Annotated in this window: 15 protein-coding genes; 11 read left to right on the top strand and 4 right to left on the bottom strand. The window is 59.7% G+C overall.

What is annotated here, in order from left to right:
• The first annotated feature begins 74 nt into the window (after window positions 1-74).
• The gene (locus AC1ENN_RS05610) at window positions 75-926 is read left to right on the top strand and encodes a hypothetical protein (protein WP_480406839.1); all 852 of its coding nucleotides are present in this window, start codon (window positions 75-77) and stop codon (window positions 924-926) included.
• A 130-nt stretch (window positions 927-1056) separates the two neighbouring features.
• Window positions 1057-1326: a 30S ribosomal protein S15 gene (gene rpsO, locus AC1ENN_RS05615; RefSeq protein WP_009771894.1), complete on the top strand. Its 270-nt coding sequence runs from the start codon at window positions 1057-1059 to the stop codon at window positions 1324-1326.
• A 115-nt stretch (window positions 1327-1441) separates the two neighbouring features.
• Here rpsO and AC1ENN_RS05620 read toward each other — a convergent pair whose 3' ends face one another.
• Window positions 1442-2050 carry an HdeD family acid-resistance protein gene (locus AC1ENN_RS05620; protein ID WP_449648938.1) on the bottom strand — a complete coding sequence of 203 codons (609 nt, stop codon included), beginning with the start codon at window positions 2048-2050 and terminating at the stop codon, window positions 1442-1444.
• A 100-nt stretch (window positions 2051-2150) separates the two neighbouring features.
• Here AC1ENN_RS05620 and AC1ENN_RS05625 point away from each other — a divergent pair, with 100 nt between their 5' ends.
• From AC1ENN_RS05625 to AC1ENN_RS05650, 6 genes are all read left to right on the top strand, one after another.
• Entirely contained in the window at window positions 2151-3068 is a 918-nt protein-coding gene (locus AC1ENN_RS05625; RefSeq protein WP_480406840.1) for an NADP-dependent oxidoreductase, read from the top strand.
• A gap of 72 nt (window positions 3069-3140) precedes the next feature.
• On the top strand, window positions 3141-4313 hold the full coding sequence (locus AC1ENN_RS05630) for a benzoate/H(+) symporter BenE family transporter (protein WP_480406931.1): 1173 nt from the start codon (window positions 3141-3143) through the stop codon (window positions 4311-4313).
• 129 nt (window positions 4314-4442) lie between these two features.
• Window positions 4443-5267, top strand: a complete 825-nt coding sequence (locus AC1ENN_RS05635; RefSeq protein WP_449648940.1) for a DUF4397 domain-containing protein — start codon at window positions 4443-4445, stop codon at window positions 5265-5267.
• Window positions 5268-5322: 55 nt separating this feature from the next.
• Window positions 5323-5931, top strand: a complete 609-nt coding sequence (locus AC1ENN_RS05640; protein ID WP_480406841.1) for a class F sortase — start codon at window positions 5323-5325, stop codon at window positions 5929-5931.
• 20 nt (window positions 5932-5951) lie between these two features.
• A complete protein-coding gene (locus tag AC1ENN_RS05645) occupies window positions 5952-6512 on the top strand; it encodes an RNA polymerase sigma factor (protein WP_480406842.1) in 561 nt (186 codons plus the stop codon).
• Window positions 6499-7272: an anti-sigma factor gene (locus tag AC1ENN_RS05650; RefSeq protein ID WP_480406843.1), complete on the top strand. Its 774-nt coding sequence runs from the start codon at window positions 6499-6501 to the stop codon at window positions 7270-7272. Before AC1ENN_RS05645 ends, AC1ENN_RS05650 begins: the two co-directional genes overlap by 14 nt.
• A gap of 30 nt (window positions 7273-7302) precedes the next feature.
• Here the strand turns inward: AC1ENN_RS05650 and AC1ENN_RS05655 are convergent, their stop codons facing one another.
• Together AC1ENN_RS05655 and AC1ENN_RS05660 are read right to left on the bottom strand one after the other, a co-directional pair.
• Window positions 7303-8310, bottom strand: a complete 1008-nt coding sequence (locus AC1ENN_RS05655; protein ID WP_480406844.1) for a helix-turn-helix domain-containing protein — start codon at window positions 8308-8310, stop codon at window positions 7303-7305.
• Between the two features lie 116 nt (window positions 8311-8426).
• Window positions 8427-9392 (bottom strand): alpha/beta hydrolase, encoded by a 966-nt coding sequence (locus AC1ENN_RS05660; protein WP_480406845.1) that lies wholly within the window; start codon window positions 9390-9392, stop codon window positions 8427-8429.
• Between the two features lie 207 nt (window positions 9393-9599).
• On the opposite strand from AC1ENN_RS05660, the gene AC1ENN_RS05665 reads away from it, so the two are divergent.
• Together AC1ENN_RS05665 and AC1ENN_RS05670 are read left to right on the top strand one after the other, a co-directional pair.
• A complete protein-coding gene (locus tag AC1ENN_RS05665) occupies window positions 9600-10712 on the top strand; it encodes an LLM class flavin-dependent oxidoreductase (RefSeq protein WP_449648946.1) in 1113 nt (370 codons plus the stop codon).
• A gap of 53 nt (window positions 10713-10765) precedes the next feature.
• Window positions 10766-11398: an FMN reductase gene (locus AC1ENN_RS05670; protein WP_449648947.1), complete on the top strand. Its 633-nt coding sequence runs from the start codon at window positions 10766-10768 to the stop codon at window positions 11396-11398.
• 124 nt (window positions 11399-11522) lie between these two features.
• Here the strand turns inward: AC1ENN_RS05670 and AC1ENN_RS05675 are convergent, their stop codons facing one another.
• Window positions 11523-11705 carry a DUF5302 domain-containing protein gene (locus AC1ENN_RS05675; RefSeq protein ID WP_009771901.1) on the bottom strand — a complete coding sequence of 61 codons (183 nt, stop codon included), beginning with the start codon at window positions 11703-11705 and terminating at the stop codon, window positions 11523-11525.
• 308 nt (window positions 11706-12013) lie between these two features.
• On the opposite strand from AC1ENN_RS05675, the gene AC1ENN_RS05680 reads away from it, so the two are divergent.
• Window positions 12014-14263 carry a polyribonucleotide nucleotidyltransferase gene (locus AC1ENN_RS05680; protein ID WP_449648948.1) on the top strand — a complete coding sequence of 750 codons (2250 nt, stop codon included), beginning with the start codon at window positions 12014-12016 and terminating at the stop codon, window positions 14261-14263.
• The last annotated feature ends 77 nt before the right edge of the window (window positions 14264-14340 follow it).

Genomic DNA, 14340 nt, shown 5'->3' on the forward strand with positions numbered 1-14340 from the left:
TCTACCCCCATGCGCCGAGTTGGGTGATTCACAGAATCCAGCTAATCTCTGCCTGTGGCGTGTGGGGGAATTGAGTGAGTGGTGTTGAGCGGCGCGAGGGTGCCGAAACCATGGCTGGGGCACCAGCGGTTGCAGAGGCCGAAGTCGGTTTTGGGCCGGCGATGTCTGCCTGCCTTCGAGCGCAGGCTGCGCGCGAACGTCAGAGCGCGCCGGCTAGATTTTTTGGTGTTAATCCCCTCTCGACGACGGCACGTCAGCACTATTCTTCGGCTCTCAGCGAGCTGGAAACGGCAGTCGCCCTTGCAGCCTTAGGCGCAGACTGGTGCGTTGCCCATTCGACCCGCAGAGTGACTAACCGGATCAATACCGACCACATAGTGCTCGGTCCTCCTGGAGTCTTCTTGGTATGCAGTCGGCAACATCCGCTAGCGAAGATTGTGACCGCTGGTCGGATGATTATGGTCAATGGGCGCCGCGTTGCCTATGTTCGGGATGCCCTGATTGGGGCGGATCGCCTGGCTGAGGAGTTGGCTGATCTCGGTGCTGATCACATCGGGGTCCGTCCCGTCGTGACCATTGGGGGTGCCTCCGGTGTCATTTATGGCAATAAGCGCCCGCCCGTTCCGGTGCTTCAGCTCGGAGAACTCGTGAGCTGGCTTCTCCACGAACCTCCGGTGCACTCCGTAGGGGAGGTGAACCGTCTTGTAGCCACAGCAGCTCGTCTCGAGTCATGGCATGTTCTACCGGCAGCAGGTAACGCGAACGTGAGGCTCACCGCGCGGTTCGAAAGACTTCGGGCTGAAGTCGACGCTGCGCGTCAGCGATATCGCTTGTTGCTTGTTGCTGGAGGCGCCGCGGCAATCGCGGCAACGGTAACCATGCTGATCGTCGTCGGTCCGTCAATTGCTGAATTAGTAAAGGGCTAACTTTGCCGCTCGTCCTGCCGAGCTCCCAGTTCTGCTAAACTCTCAAGGTTGCCGTCTAACGGCCGCGGATAAAGAGAGCTCAAGCATTCAGCTATGGGCACCGCGCAACGACTAGAGAGGGGATTACCTTATGGCACTTGAAGCAAGTATCAAGAAGGCGATCATCGAAGAATACGCAACCCACCCAGGTGACACGGGATCCCCCGAGGTCCAGATCGCGATGATGACTCGTCGCATCCTCGACCTCACGGAGCACCTCAAGATGCACAAGCACGACCACCACTCACGTCGTGGACTGCTTCTTCTTGTTGGTCAGCGTCGCCGTCTGCTGGGTTACCTGCAGAACGTCGACATCACGCGTTACCGCACGCTGATCGAGAAGCTGGGATTGCGTCGCTAGTCGATTCGTCACACTTGCCAAAGGCCGTCATCGCATTGCGATGGCGGCCTTTGTTGTTAACTCTGGCCGTGGTTCTTAATTCTGGCCGTCGTCGTCACCGCGGTGACGAGCCGAATTAGGCTGTTGGCCCGGTTGCGGTATCAGCTGACCGCTTGTTCTTCCGCGGCAGGGTGAGCAGGGTGGTGATGCTGACGGCGATCATCAAGATTGCGCCGATTGCGACGAGCGAAAGTAGCCCGGCTGCTGGTAATACGAACATGGCTACTCCTGCTGCAATCGAAACGATGCCGCTGAGCCAGCCGAACCAGCGAGGGTGGATGGTGCCACGAACGCCACCTACGAGGTCGACGATGCCCTCGAGAATCCATCCAATTCCAATGACGAGCGCGAGTGCTCCGAGCGATTGGAATGGGTTAGAGAGACACAGGATGCCTGCAATAACCACCAATAAGCCGAGTAGGCCAGTGACCCAGCGCATGGGCGAGTCGAGGTTATTGGCAACGAATGCTGCCGTGATGCGGAATAGTCCTGAGGCGATGAGGTAGATGCCGAAGAGGATTGCAACAGTCAACATGGTTGCGGCAGGAAACAGGAGACCAATGACACCGAGGACGAGTCCGATCACCGCTACCGCGACGAGCTGGCCGCGGTGAACTCGCAGTAGCCCCGGAAGAAGGTCCTCGGCAGAGGTAGAGCGGAATGGTGTGCTTTCAGACGGGCTCATGGGTGTCCTCAGATGTGTGGTCGATCCGTAATTGTTGGGTTCATTCTCCCAGCATCGACGGGCTTGCGTGCAAGTGCGACGCACCCGTTAGGCTCGATATATGTCGCGTCGCGTTACTTTCTCTCAGCTCGGTGGGCCAGAAGTGCTCACGATTTCCGAAGTTTCTGAACCCCATGCTGGTGTTGGCGAAGTGCGGGTGCGGGTCAGGTTTGCCGGCGTCAATCCTTTTGACGCCAAAGTATTTAGTGGCGGTGCCACTTCGACGCCACAGAAAGTCGCATTCCCCAGTGGCAACGGCAACGATTTCGCTGGTGTCGTTGATGAACTTGGCGACGGCGTTTCGGAATGGGCTATCGGCGATGAAGTGCTCGGAGGAAAGGGGTTCAGTGGGCAAGCCGACTATGTTGTTGTTCCCACAAAGAAGCTTGTTCGCAAGCCGGCCGCTCTCAGTTGGGAACAGGCCGGTGGCCTCGACATTGCTGGCCGCACCGCCTGGGCGAGTGTCGAGAGTGTTTCACTCACGTCAGCAGACACTATTCTCGTCAGCGCCGCTGCTGGCGGAGTTGGGGTGATTGCTGCGCAACTCGCCAAGCTCACTGGCGCGCGAGTCATTGGCTCGGCCAGTGAATCGAACCATGAATTCTTGAGGTCGCTCGGCATCCTGCCGGTGACCTACGGCGAGGGCATGGTTGAGCGCATTCTCGAAATCAGTCCAGAAGGTATTACGGCCGCACTCGATAACAATGGGCGTGAGACGGTGGATGCCGCGCTTGCGCTTGGTGCACCGGCATCCCGCATCAATTCCATCGCTGACTATGCAGCTAGCGAGGACTACGGCACATCTGTTGTTGGTGCAGCCGGGGCCAGCCCCGACGACCTTGCTTCGCTTGCCGCTCTTGTGGCTGCGGGGACCGTTCAGGTTCCCATTGATTCGGTGTTCCCCTTCGAGGAGGTCTCCGAGGCATACAAGAAGCTCATGACTGGTCACTCGCGGGGAAAGATTGTGCTCGCGCTTTAACCTTCGTTCCGCGATCTGAGCGCGACGATATGATGAGCCGGTACTGGCCGTAAGCAGAGAGCGACGATCGCCATTTTTCAGCTCCTTACTACTGGCGTGATTGCTGGCATAGCCGGATTCGCCTCATCATTTACCCTCGTGGTCGCTGGCCTACGCGCTGTCGGCGCAAGCGATGCGCAGGCGGCATCCGGTCTCCTAGCGCTTACCGTTCTTATGGGACTCGTCACGATTGGGCTCGCTTGGCGATACCGGATGCCGATCACCGTTGCGTGGTCAACTCCGGGTGCCGCACTGCTCATTGTTGCTGCTCAGGGAGATGTTGAGTTTCGCGCGGCCGTCGGAGCGTTCATCGTGTGTGCGGCGTTGATCATGGTGTGTGGACTGGTGCCAGCACTCGGCCGGCTCATCACTCGCATTCCGCAGCCGATTGCTAGTGCGATGCTGGCGGGGATCCTGTTTCCCATTTGTCTTGCGCCGATCACGGCATCGGTGGAATACCCGTGGCTGGGGCTCCCCATGGTGATCGTGTGGCTCATTCTGCTGAAGGTCGCGCCGCGCTGGGCTGTTCCGGGCGCGTTGGTGGCCGCCGTCGTCGCGATTACGCTCACATCGAATGGCGACGGAATTGAGGCGTCGACCTTCGTGCCGCAACTCACCTTTGTGGCACCGATCTTCGACCCCATTCTGATTGTCAGTCTTGGCATCCCCCTGTTCATCGTGACGATGGCTGGTCAAAACGTGCCTGGCTTCACGGTCATGCGCACTTATGGCTACGAAGTGCCAGCGGGTCCTGCGCTCACGGTTACCGGCGCGGCGTCTGCGGTTGGAGCCGTTTTTGGTGGCCACGCACTCAATCTTGCGGCAATCACGGCGGCGCTCACCGCGAGCGAGGAAGCGCACGATGACAGTCGAAAGCGCTGGATTGCCTCGGTATCAGCGGGCGCCACCTATGTTGTGATCGGTCTCGGTGCCGGCTTCGCGACAGCCCTAGTCGCTATTGCGCCGCCGATCGTCGTCGTTGCTATCGCCGGGCTCGCTGTGATTGGCGCATTGATCACGTCGGTACGAACAGCGCTTGATGCACCGCACCATCGCATCGCTGCGATTGCCACGTTCTTGGTTGCGAGTTCGGGGATCACCGTGATCGGCATCGGCTCCGCATTTTGGGCGCTCGTAGTCGGAGCCATTGTTATGGCGTGGTTGGGGTGGCGGCGGCGCGAGAGTCGAGCCGAATCCACCCCATAATCCGGACGCCCGGTGCACCATCGAAAAACTTTTCGAAGTTTTTTTGAGATTGCTGCATCCAAAACAGGGTCTCAGTCAGAAGTACTCCATGTCAGGCGAATTACGCCTACACATGAGAGGACAAGAACCGTGCGAAACAGAATCATTGCCGGCGTAGCTGTCGGCGCGATCGCCGCAGTGGGCGTCGCTATCCCCGCAAACGCAATCTCAGACTCCAGCGCAGACCTGTACGTGCTTCACGCTGTGCCTGACCTAGTCGTCGACGTGTATGTCAATGGTGAACTCACCCTTGACGACTTCGAACCTGGTGACCTCGCAGGCCCCCTCGACCTTCCCGCCGGAACCTATACGGTGGCGATCACAGCCGCCGATGCCGCTGATGACTCATCGCCGGCAATTGGCCCGATCGATCTCACGTTGGAAGCCAACATGAGCTACACGGCAGTTGCTCACTTGGATGCTGCCGGTGATCCAACAGCGACCCTGTTCACCAACGACCTGAGCACAATTCCGGCGGGAGAGGGCAAGCTCACCGTCCGTCACACGGCCGCAGCCCCCGCTGTAGACGTACTCGCCAATGGTGCTGCAGCGTTCACCAACCTCAGTAACCCCGATGAAGTAAAGGCAAACCTCGCGGTGGGAACTATCTCCGCTGCCGTTGCGCTGACCGGAACCACGGATCCGGTTATTGGCCCGGCTGACGTCACGATTGCCGAAGGTGTCAACACCATTGTGTACGCCTGGGGCAGCGCCGCCGACGACAACCTCACCATCGCAGTGCAGACCATTGAGGGCCTTCACTCAACCCCGGGTGGAGTGGATGCCGGTACCGCTGGCCTCGCCGGTAGCAACAACAACGGGCTTCTCCTCGGAGGACTGGGTGCTCTTGCGGCGCTCATCGCCCTCGCCGGATTCGCCGCAACGCGAGTCTCTGCAGCTCGAGCGACGAAGTAATTCACCCACCAGCAGTCACCAACTAGCACTCACCAACCCCAGCAAGGAGAACGTCATGGCCGCGAGAACCCTAGCCCTCGCGGCCTTGGCGCTTCTTCTTGCTGGTTGCACCGCAGCGCCGGCGCAATCTATTGCACCAGATCCTGCACCGGCTCCGCGCCCTACTGCAGTGGTCGACGTTCCGCGTCAGTCGAGCGAGATCGCGCCGATTGAGCCAGTAGCAATCCCGGTTCGGATCCAGATCCCTTCCGTCTCAGTTGACATCGCCATCGCTCCGGTCGGCATCGAAGCAGACGGCTTCATGCAGATTCCGGAAAATATCACCGTGGCCGGCTGGTATCGGTTCGGCTCATCGCCGAGTAGCGAACGGGGATCCACCGTAATCACCGCTCACGTCGACGATTTTATTCAGGGCCTTGGCCCTTTTGCCTACCTGTCGACGATGCCAGCTGACGCAGAAATAATCGTGACGACAGATGACGGAGTCGACCATCGATACCGTCTCGAATCTGTACAAAGCATCCAGAAGGAGCAAGTTCCGCTTGACCAAGTGTTTGACCGGCAGGGCGCTCCGCGAATTGTTCTTCTCACTTGTGGTGGACAGTTCGACCAGAATGTGCGGAGATATTCAGACAACGTTGTAGCGATCGCCAATCCGCTGTGACTACCACCAACCGGAGAGCCATGACCGACGAAGAAGTCGCCGAGGAAGCCCGCATGACTCAGGCCTTCATTGCGGGCGACGAGTCTGCACTCGCTGACGTTTACCGCCGCTGGTCTTCTCTAGTGTTTACTCTGGCAGTTCGTTCTCTCGGCGACCGAGGTGATGCCGAAGACGTCACCCAGAAAGTTTTTGTGTCTGCATGGACCGGGCGGGCAAGCTACAAGCCAGAGCGATCGAGCCTCTCCGCCTGGTTGGTTGGCATCACAAAGAACAAAATTGCTGACACCCATGAAGCGAGAGCGCGAGTGCGGCGACTTCACGAACAGCTCACGGCAACGACATCACGGGGGGAGCCGATTGTGGAAGACTTCGATCTGGCTGACACTCTTTTGGTGGCCGATGAAATCTCTCGACTTGATTCGGATGCTCAAGCGATCATGCGCTTAGCATTCTTCGACGATCTCACTCACAACCAAATAGCCGACCGTCTCGAACTACCTTTAGGAACGGTCAAAAGCCATATCCGGCGCAGTCTGCAACGGATGAGAATACGATTGGAGGCGACCTATGCGACACGTTGATCCTGAAGTGCTCGCTCTGCTTGCCCTCGGCGAACAGGTTGCCCTCCCTGAAGACAGTGTTCACGTGAGCGAGTGTGATCAGTGCCGCCGCGAAATCGAGGTGCTCTCGCGTGCGGCGATGATTGGCCGCTCCACGTTCGACGCTGGAGAATTACTCGATCCGCCGTCACGGGTCTGGGAGCGCATCAGCGATGAGTTGTCGCTCAGTCCCGAAATCAGTGTTCCTGCCGAAGCTGGCGAACCGACCGGAGTTAGTGTGCCCGCGCGCGACGAGAATAGTGCGGCAGGCGCCATCATTCATTCGCTTGAGAAGCGCCGGCGCCCCTGGATCGGTGCTCTCGCTGCCGCGGCATCTCTTGCTCTCGTTGCCGCAGCGGGTTCGGCGATTTGGCTAGCGTTTCGGCCGGCCGAGCAACCGACAATTCTGGCAAGCGCAACGCTCGACGCTTTCCCGAATTGGGCTGAAGCATCGGGGGAGGCCACACTCGAGCGGCTGCCCGATGGCACGCGGGTGATCGACGTGAACTTTGCTGCGCCGGCGGCCGATGGTGGTTATCGCGAAGTCTGGCTAATCACTACGGATGCCACGGCTCTCGTGAGCCTCGGAATTGTCGAAGGAACCACTGGCCACTTCACGGTGCCCGCTGGTCTGGACGTTGATCGCTATGCGCTCGTCGATATCTCCGAGGAACAGTTTGACGGAGATCCATCGCATTCCGGTGACTCGATCGTTCGTGGGCAACTCTCCGCCGAAGCCTAGAGGCGGCCAACGCCAGCGACAGCACAATTATTAGTCGAAGCGCGTAGTCTCCAAACGATACAGAGCTAGAGCGACTGAGAGCCGTGTGCGTCCCCGTGCTGTGCGCACATCGAAGCCCAACTTTCCGCTCAGTTCCTCTGCGCGGGATTGCACAGTCGAGTGGTGAAAACCGAGCGTACTGGCCGCAGCGCGCAGGCTTTCACTCGCTGCGAGGGTGTCGAGCATCGGCAGGATGCGTGGGGTCTCGCGAATCACGACACCGAGCGACTGGAGGTCGCAATTCTCGGGCGCTCCGGCGGGACTGATCTCCGCGAGCAACAACAGGGAGCCGAGATCGTCAGCGTGCAGCACCGGTTCACTATCGGAAGTCAACCGAAGGGCGGTGAGCGCCGAAATCCACGAGCGCACCAGATCAGCGGGCGCGGCAGCGATGCCGATTCCGGCGCGCGGAGCTTGCACGGCATCCGTGCTGAGTCTAATTTCGGCGCGCACAGTGCCTACCACCGTTGCGATGACGGCGGATGGGCCCGCGGCGGCAGTCGTAGCGGTCGCCGGCTGAGCTATCACACGGTAGCGCGTGGTCGAAATAAGGTGCAGGGAGTGTGCCGCACTCTGACGGTGCTCGGGAGTCTCCGTTGCATCGAGAATTACTTCGACTGGGTTATGTAGGGATTCAGCTGCGCCGGTTCGCTCGATAAGAATTCTGATTGCGAGCGCGACTCTTTCGAGGATCATGTCGTCGTTCGCGTGGGACGCCCCCTTGCGTTCTATCCAGACGGTCGCACCGTCAGCAACGGGCAGGGCTGGCCATGAGTCTGCAGAGCCAGGATCAGAACCGCGGCGCCCGCGCTCGTCAACTCGAAGGTTCAGCGCCGGCGAAGTGAGGCCTGCCGGGCATCCAGCGAGCATGCTTGCACCGCGCAAGAGCACTTCGGCACTGGCGTGGCCCGCGGTGAGCGCGTCGAAATACGAGATCACCCGCAGGGTTTCGCTGGCTTCGGGATCGAGCGCTTTCAAGCGTCCGGCTAGTTCTTGCATTCTCGTTCCGCCCTCTGTGGTTCGAGCCCTACTCTATTGCGGCCCGCCCAGAACGAACAGTCGCGCATAGGGCTCGAACCGCAGGCGAACCGGTGGCGCTGAAGCCTGCAGACTCGCTACAGACCGAGCGTGCGGCGCAACCAGTTGAGTCGAGCGTCTTGAGTGGCGATGGAGAGCGCGGCGAAAGGAGCCATGGCATCGTAGCCGTGGAAGCCGCCGGGCCAGACGTGCAGTTCGCAGTGGCCGCCCGACGCCCAAATGGTTGAGGCGTAGGCGACGTCTTCGTCGCGGAATACTTCCGAGGTGCCCACGTCAATAAAGGCGGGCGGCAAGTTGCTGAGGTCCGTCGCGCGCGCGGGTGCCGCGTAAATAGACACTTCGTCGGTCTTACGACGGTCGCCGAGCAGGGCATCCCAGCCGGTGTCATTGCTGCCGCGATCCCAGACTCCCGTGCCGTCGATCTGATAGCTCGACACTGTCTCGTTGCGGTCATCGAGCATCGGGTAGATCAGCATTTGAGCGGCAAGAGCGGGTCCATTGCGGTCGCGCGCCAAGAGCGTCGTGCCCGCAGCAAGGCCTCCTCCAGCGCTACCGCCAGCAATGACGAGCTTTGTCGCATCGATGCCGAGCCGTGCTGCGTTCTCTGCCGTCCACACGAGAGTCGCGTAGCAGTCTTCGACCGGAGCAGGGTCAGGATGCTCGGGAGCCAACCGGTACTCGACCGACACCACAACGGCATCCAATTCTTCAACCCAGGCGAGCATCGTTTCCATGCCGCTGAAGCGGTCGCCGATGATCATTCCGCCGCCGTGAGTATGCACAATGCCGGGCCCCGCCACGCTGTGATCGTTGCGATGGAAGATGGAGACCAGCAGGTCCCCACCGGGACCAGCGAATGTCTCTTCGCGATGAGTGATGGCTCGCCCGTCAAGCAAATCGGCGACGGGCGTAACCAGCCCGGTTCGCAGAGGCTCGATCATGTCGGGAGTGAGCGTTGGCGGTAGCTGCTCGTTCACGATAGCCAGAACTGCGGCTAGTTCAGTATCGAACGGGGGAGCCGGGTGAACATTCTTCGTAGTCATGAGAACTCCAGTGGTCTGCGTCACGCCAGTGTGACTGCCTGCCCCCACGCTAGAGTCTCATGCGGTACAGGCAGTACCGCCACCCGATCCACGTTCAGAGTCCGTTAACCGCCATCTGGCGGTACGGTGCTGGAATTATCAGGAAACAGGGTGGTTGAACCGGATAACTGATTCATCCAGACAGATTTTGGGAGACCGGAGCACACCATGCAGTTCGGAATTTTCACCGTTAGCGACGTCACGACTGACCCCACCAACGGCACAACGCCCACCGAGGGCGAGCGTATCAAGGCCATCGTCACGATCGCGAAGAAAGCGGAAGAAGTCGGGCTCGATGTCTTCGCCCTGGGGGAGCACCACAACCCACCGTTCTTCTCCTCAAGCCCCACCACGACGCTCGCGTACATCGCAGCTCAGACCGAGAAGCTCATCCTCTCGACGAGCACGACGCTCATCACGACAAACGACCCGGTGAAAATCGCCGAGGACTACGCGATGCTTCAGCATCTCTCCGATGGTCGCGCCGACCTCATGATGGGTCGAGGCAACACCGGCCCGGTCTACCCGTGGTTCGGCAAGGACATTCGGGAGGGCATCCCGCTCGCCATTGAAAACTATTCTCTGCTGCACAAGCTGTGGCGTGAAGAGTTCGTCAACTGGGAGGGTAAGTACCGCACACCGTTGCAGGGCTTCCAGTCCACTCCGCGACCCTTGGATGGCGTGCCTCCCTTTGTCTGGCACGGCTCCATCCGCAGCCCAGAGATTGCCGAGCAAGCCGCGTACTACGGAGATGGCTTCTTTGCGAACAACATCTTCTGGCCGAAAGAGCACTACATGCGTCTCGTGAGCTACTACCGTCAGCGCTTTGAGCACTACGGCCACGGCACGGCAGCACAGGCCATCGTCGGGCTGGGCGGTCAGGCCTTCATGCGCAGCAACTCTCAGTCGGCCAAGGCAGAATTCCGCCCATACTTCGACAACGCTCCCGTGTATGGTCACGGGCCGTCGATGGAGGACTTCACCGACCAGACACCGCTCGCCGTTGGCAGCCCTCAAGAGGTCATCGACAAGTACGCCGGAATGCGCGAACACTTCGGTGACTACCAACGCCAGCTCTTCCTCATGGATCACGCCGGCCTGCCGCTCAAGACCGTTCTTGAGCAGCTCGACATCCTCGGTGAAGAAGTGGTGCCCGTGCTCCGCAAGGAATTCGCCACCAATCGGCCAGCCGAAGTTCCGGATGCTCCAACCCATGCCTCGCTCGTCGCCCAGCGTGATGCCGCTCTTGCGGCCGCAGCTGACGCGCCGGTGACCGTCTAGATCTCCTCGTTTCCCCTTCGCGGCTCAGCACAACCTTCAGAAAGAAGCACATAATGTCCGACGTCAAGAAAATTGCCGTCATCACCGCTGGCCTCAGCCAGCCATCATCCACGAGGCTCCTCGCTGATCGTCTCACCGAGGCAACCGTCAACGACCTGCGTGAACGCGGCATCGAAGCAGAAGTGACTGTCATCGAATTGCGCGACCTCGCGCACGACGTGACGAACAACCTGCTCACGGGCTTCCCGAGCACCAAGCTCGACGACGCCATCGCCGCGGTGACGGGCGCGGATGGACTCATCGCCGTCACGCCCATTTTCACCACGAGTTACAGCGGGCTGTTCAAGTCATTCATCGACGTACTCGATCCGCAATCGCTCACGGACCTGCCTGTGCTGCTCGGCGCAACCGGCGGGACCGATCGACACTCCCTTGCGATCGACTACGCGATGCGACCGCTATTCACCTATCTCCACGCAGTGTCGGTGCCGACCGGGGTATATGCGGCATCGGCAGATTGGGGCAGTGGGGGAGACAGCGCATCGAGCACGCTCCCAGCACGAATAGCCCGTGCGGCAGGGGAATTGGCGGCGCTCGCGGCAGTATCTGATCGTTCGGATCGGGTAGTTGACCCGTTTGCCCTCCCTGAGGGCTTCAGTCCGGTGGGAAGCTTCGGCGCTCAGTAGCCGGCCCGTGAATGAGAAAGCCGTGCGGTAGCACGGTGTGTGGTTCCTCCAGCCGCGCTGCTCGGCAACTCCGTAAGTGGTAAATCCACGCGGTGTCGCCGGGCGGCAGCGGTTGTTGCGACGTTTATCCAGTCTTGCGGCGGAAGTCGCGCTTGTGATCTGCGCGGTCTTGCGTGCCGTGGATTGCCGATTCGGCATCCAGGTGACCGGGACGGGCTGTTTCCTTGCCCTGCTTGCGATCAAGCGCCTCGCGGAACCTGCGCTTGTTCTCTTCGCTCGCAGAGGGTGTTTCTTCTGTGGGTTCCATAAACCCAAGCGTAAACGACGAGGCGACTTTGCGTGTCGATAGCGCTGATTTCCGGGGTCAGAAGGTGCCTAATGATACGATTAGGGGAGTTGTCCACGTAGTTGTAGGCCAACGTACGGAGCAGGCTGGCAAGAAGCTGGTCACCGGTGGTAATTTTCCGAGTTGTTCGGAGGCTTTCTACTGTTGGCCAGACACGCGCCGCCACTCTAGGCATGCGCGTGAACCAAGCGTCCTTCTGCCCGCTCCTGCTCCTTGACGAGTCGCACACCATACGGGTGCGCGACGTAAAACAAAGGAGAAACCCCCGCATGGAGGGTCCAGAAATCACATTCGCCGAAGCCGTTCTCGATAACGGTAAATTCGGCAAGCGCACCGTGCGCTTCGAAACCGGTCGACTCGCTCAGCAGGCACAGGGTGCCGTCGCTGCGTACCTCGACGAAGAAACAATGATCTTGAGCGCAACCAGCGCTGGCAAGCACCCGCGTGAAGGCTTCGACTTCTTCCCACTCACTGTGGATGTTGAAGAGCGCTCATACGCAGCAGGCAAGATCCCCGGCAGCTTCTTCCGCCGCGAAGGCCGCCCATCGACGGAAGCGATCCTCGTTTGCCGTCTCATTGACCGTCCGATGCGTCCGACGTTCGTTGAAGGACTCCGCAACGAAGTTCAGATCGTCATTACCGTTCTGAGCATCGCTCCGGACGAGTTCTACGACGCTCTCTCAATCAACGCTGCATCGCTCAGCACCCAGATTTCGGGTCTTCCGTTCTACGGTCCCATTGCCGGCATCCGCCTGGCTCTGATCAACGACCAGTGGGTTGCCTTCCCGAAGCACAGCCAGCTCGCTGACGCTGTCTTCGACCTCACTGTTGCCGGCCGTATGGTCACCAACGACCAGGGCGAAGAAGACATCGCCATCATGATGGTGGAAGCTGAAGCTACTGAGAACAGCTGGGAGCTCATCAAGGCCGGCGCAACGAAGCCAGACGAGGCAGTAGTTGCTCAGGGCCTCGAAGCATCGAAGCCGTTCCTTAAGCAACTTGTTAAGGCTCAGCTCGAGGTTGCTAACAAGGCTGCAAAGCCTGTTGCCGAGTTCCAGCTCTTCCCGCCGTACTCCGACCAGGCGTACAACGCGGTTAGCGAAATTGCTGAAGCAGAGCTTCGCGATGTCTACAAGATCGCTGACAAGATTCAGCGCCAGACCGCTGACGATGAGCTTAAGGCTCGCGTCAAGGCTGAAGTTCAGTCGAAGGTCGACGCTGAAGAACTCAGCTCAGACGTTCTTGGCATGGTTGGCGGCGCGTACAAGGCCGTCAGCAAGAAGGTTATGCGCCAGCGCGTACTCACCGAGGGAATCCGCATCGACGGCCGTGGCTTGAGCGACATTCGTGCGCTCGATGCTGAGGTCGAGGTCATTCCTCGCGTTCACGGTTCGGCAATCTTCCAGCGCGGCGAGACTCAGATCCTGGGTGTCACCACGCTGAACATGCTCAAGATGGAGCAGCAGATTGACTCACTGGCACCAGTGACCAAGAAGCGCTACATGCACCACTACAACTTCCCGCCGTACTCGACTGGTGAAACCGGTCGCGTTGGTAGCCCGAAGCGTCGCGAAATCGGTCACGGTTTCCTCGCAGAGCGTGCGATCGCACCAGTGCTTCCTCCCCGTGAGGAATTCCCCTACGCCATCCGCCAGGTTTCCGAGGCTCTCGGTTCCAACGGTTCGACGTCGATGGGTTCCGTTTGTGCTTCGACCCTGTCACTGCTCAACGCTGGTGTGCCACTGCGCGCACCCGTTGCGGGTATCGCCATGGGCCTGATCTCGGATGAAGTTGATGGCGTCACGCGCTACGCGGCTCTCACCGACATCCTTGGTGCTGAAGATGCTCTCGGCGACATGGACTTCAAGGTTGCTGGTACGAGCGAATTCGTTACCGCCATTCAGCTCGACACCAAGCTCGCTGGTTTGCCTTCGTCGGTTCTCGACGGTGCACTCAAGCAGGCCAAGGAAGCGCGTACTGCGATTCTTTCGGTGCTCAACGCTGCAATCGATGCTCCTGACGAGATGGCTCCAACGGCTCCTCGCGTGATCTCGGTTCAGATTCCGATTGACAAGATCGGTGAGCTCATTGGGCCCAAGGGCAAGAACATCAACCAGATCCAGGATGACACCGGAGCCGACATCTCGATTGAGGATGACGGAACCGTCTACATCGGTGCTGTCGATGGTCCTTCTGCCGAGGCTGCACGCGCGGCGGTTAACGCCATCGCGAACCCCCTCAACCCTGAGGTTGGCGAACGCTTCTTGGGTACGGTCGTCAAGATCGCTACCTTCGGTGCCTTCGTATCTCTCACTCCGGGTAAAGACGGATTGCTGCACATCTCTGAGGTTCGCAAGCTTGCCGGTGGTAAGCGTGTCGAGAACGTCGAAGACGTTCTCGGAGTCGGCCAGAAGATTCAGGTTGAAATCACCAAGATCGATGACCGTGGAAAGCTCTCGCTTGCTCCGGTTACCGACGAGTCTGACGCAGAAGCAGCGGTTCCCGCTGACGAAAGCTAGAGCCAGCTCAGTAAAACTGAAGTAACGATGTAGTGCCCATCCTTTCGAGGGTGGGCACTACTCGGTTAACGCGTCTA

Source organism: Rhodoglobus sp. G.S.23 (genome assembly GCF_056675935.1).

Coding starts and splice junctions, on each gene's coding strand:
- AC1ENN_RS05625 (WP_480406840.1), top strand. CDS start 2,151: ATGTCGCGTCGCGTTACTTTCTCTCAGCTCGGTGGGCCAGAAGTGCTC.
- AC1ENN_RS05620 (WP_449648938.1), bottom strand. CDS start 2,050: ATGAGCCCGTCTGAAAGCACACCATTCCGCTCTACCTCTGCCGAGGAC.
- rpsO (WP_009771894.1), top strand. CDS start 1,057: ATGGCACTTGAAGCAAGTATCAAGAAGGCGATCATCGAAGAATACGCA.
- AC1ENN_RS05660 (WP_480406845.1), bottom strand. CDS start 9,392: ATGACTACGAAGAATGTTCACCCGGCTCCCCCGTTCGATACTGAACTA.
- AC1ENN_RS05650 (WP_480406843.1), top strand. CDS start 6,499: ATGCGACACGTTGATCCTGAAGTGCTCGCTCTGCTTGCCCTCGGCGAA.
- AC1ENN_RS05640 (WP_480406841.1), top strand. CDS start 5,323: ATGGCCGCGAGAACCCTAGCCCTCGCGGCCTTGGCGCTTCTTCTTGCT.
- AC1ENN_RS05675 (WP_009771901.1), bottom strand. CDS start 11,705: ATGGAACCCACAGAAGAAACACCCTCTGCGAGCGAAGAGAACAAGCGC.
- AC1ENN_RS05655 (WP_480406844.1), bottom strand. CDS start 8,310: ATGCAAGAACTAGCCGGACGCTTGAAAGCGCTCGATCCCGAAGCCAGC.
- AC1ENN_RS05665 (WP_449648946.1), top strand. CDS start 9,600: ATGCAGTTCGGAATTTTCACCGTTAGCGACGTCACGACTGACCCCACC.
- AC1ENN_RS05670 (WP_449648947.1), top strand. CDS start 10,766: ATGTCCGACGTCAAGAAAATTGCCGTCATCACCGCTGGCCTCAGCCAG.
- AC1ENN_RS05680 (WP_449648948.1), top strand. CDS start 12,014: ATGGAGGGTCCAGAAATCACATTCGCCGAAGCCGTTCTCGATAACGGT.
- AC1ENN_RS05645 (WP_480406842.1), top strand. CDS start 5,952: ATGACCGACGAAGAAGTCGCCGAGGAAGCCCGCATGACTCAGGCCTTC.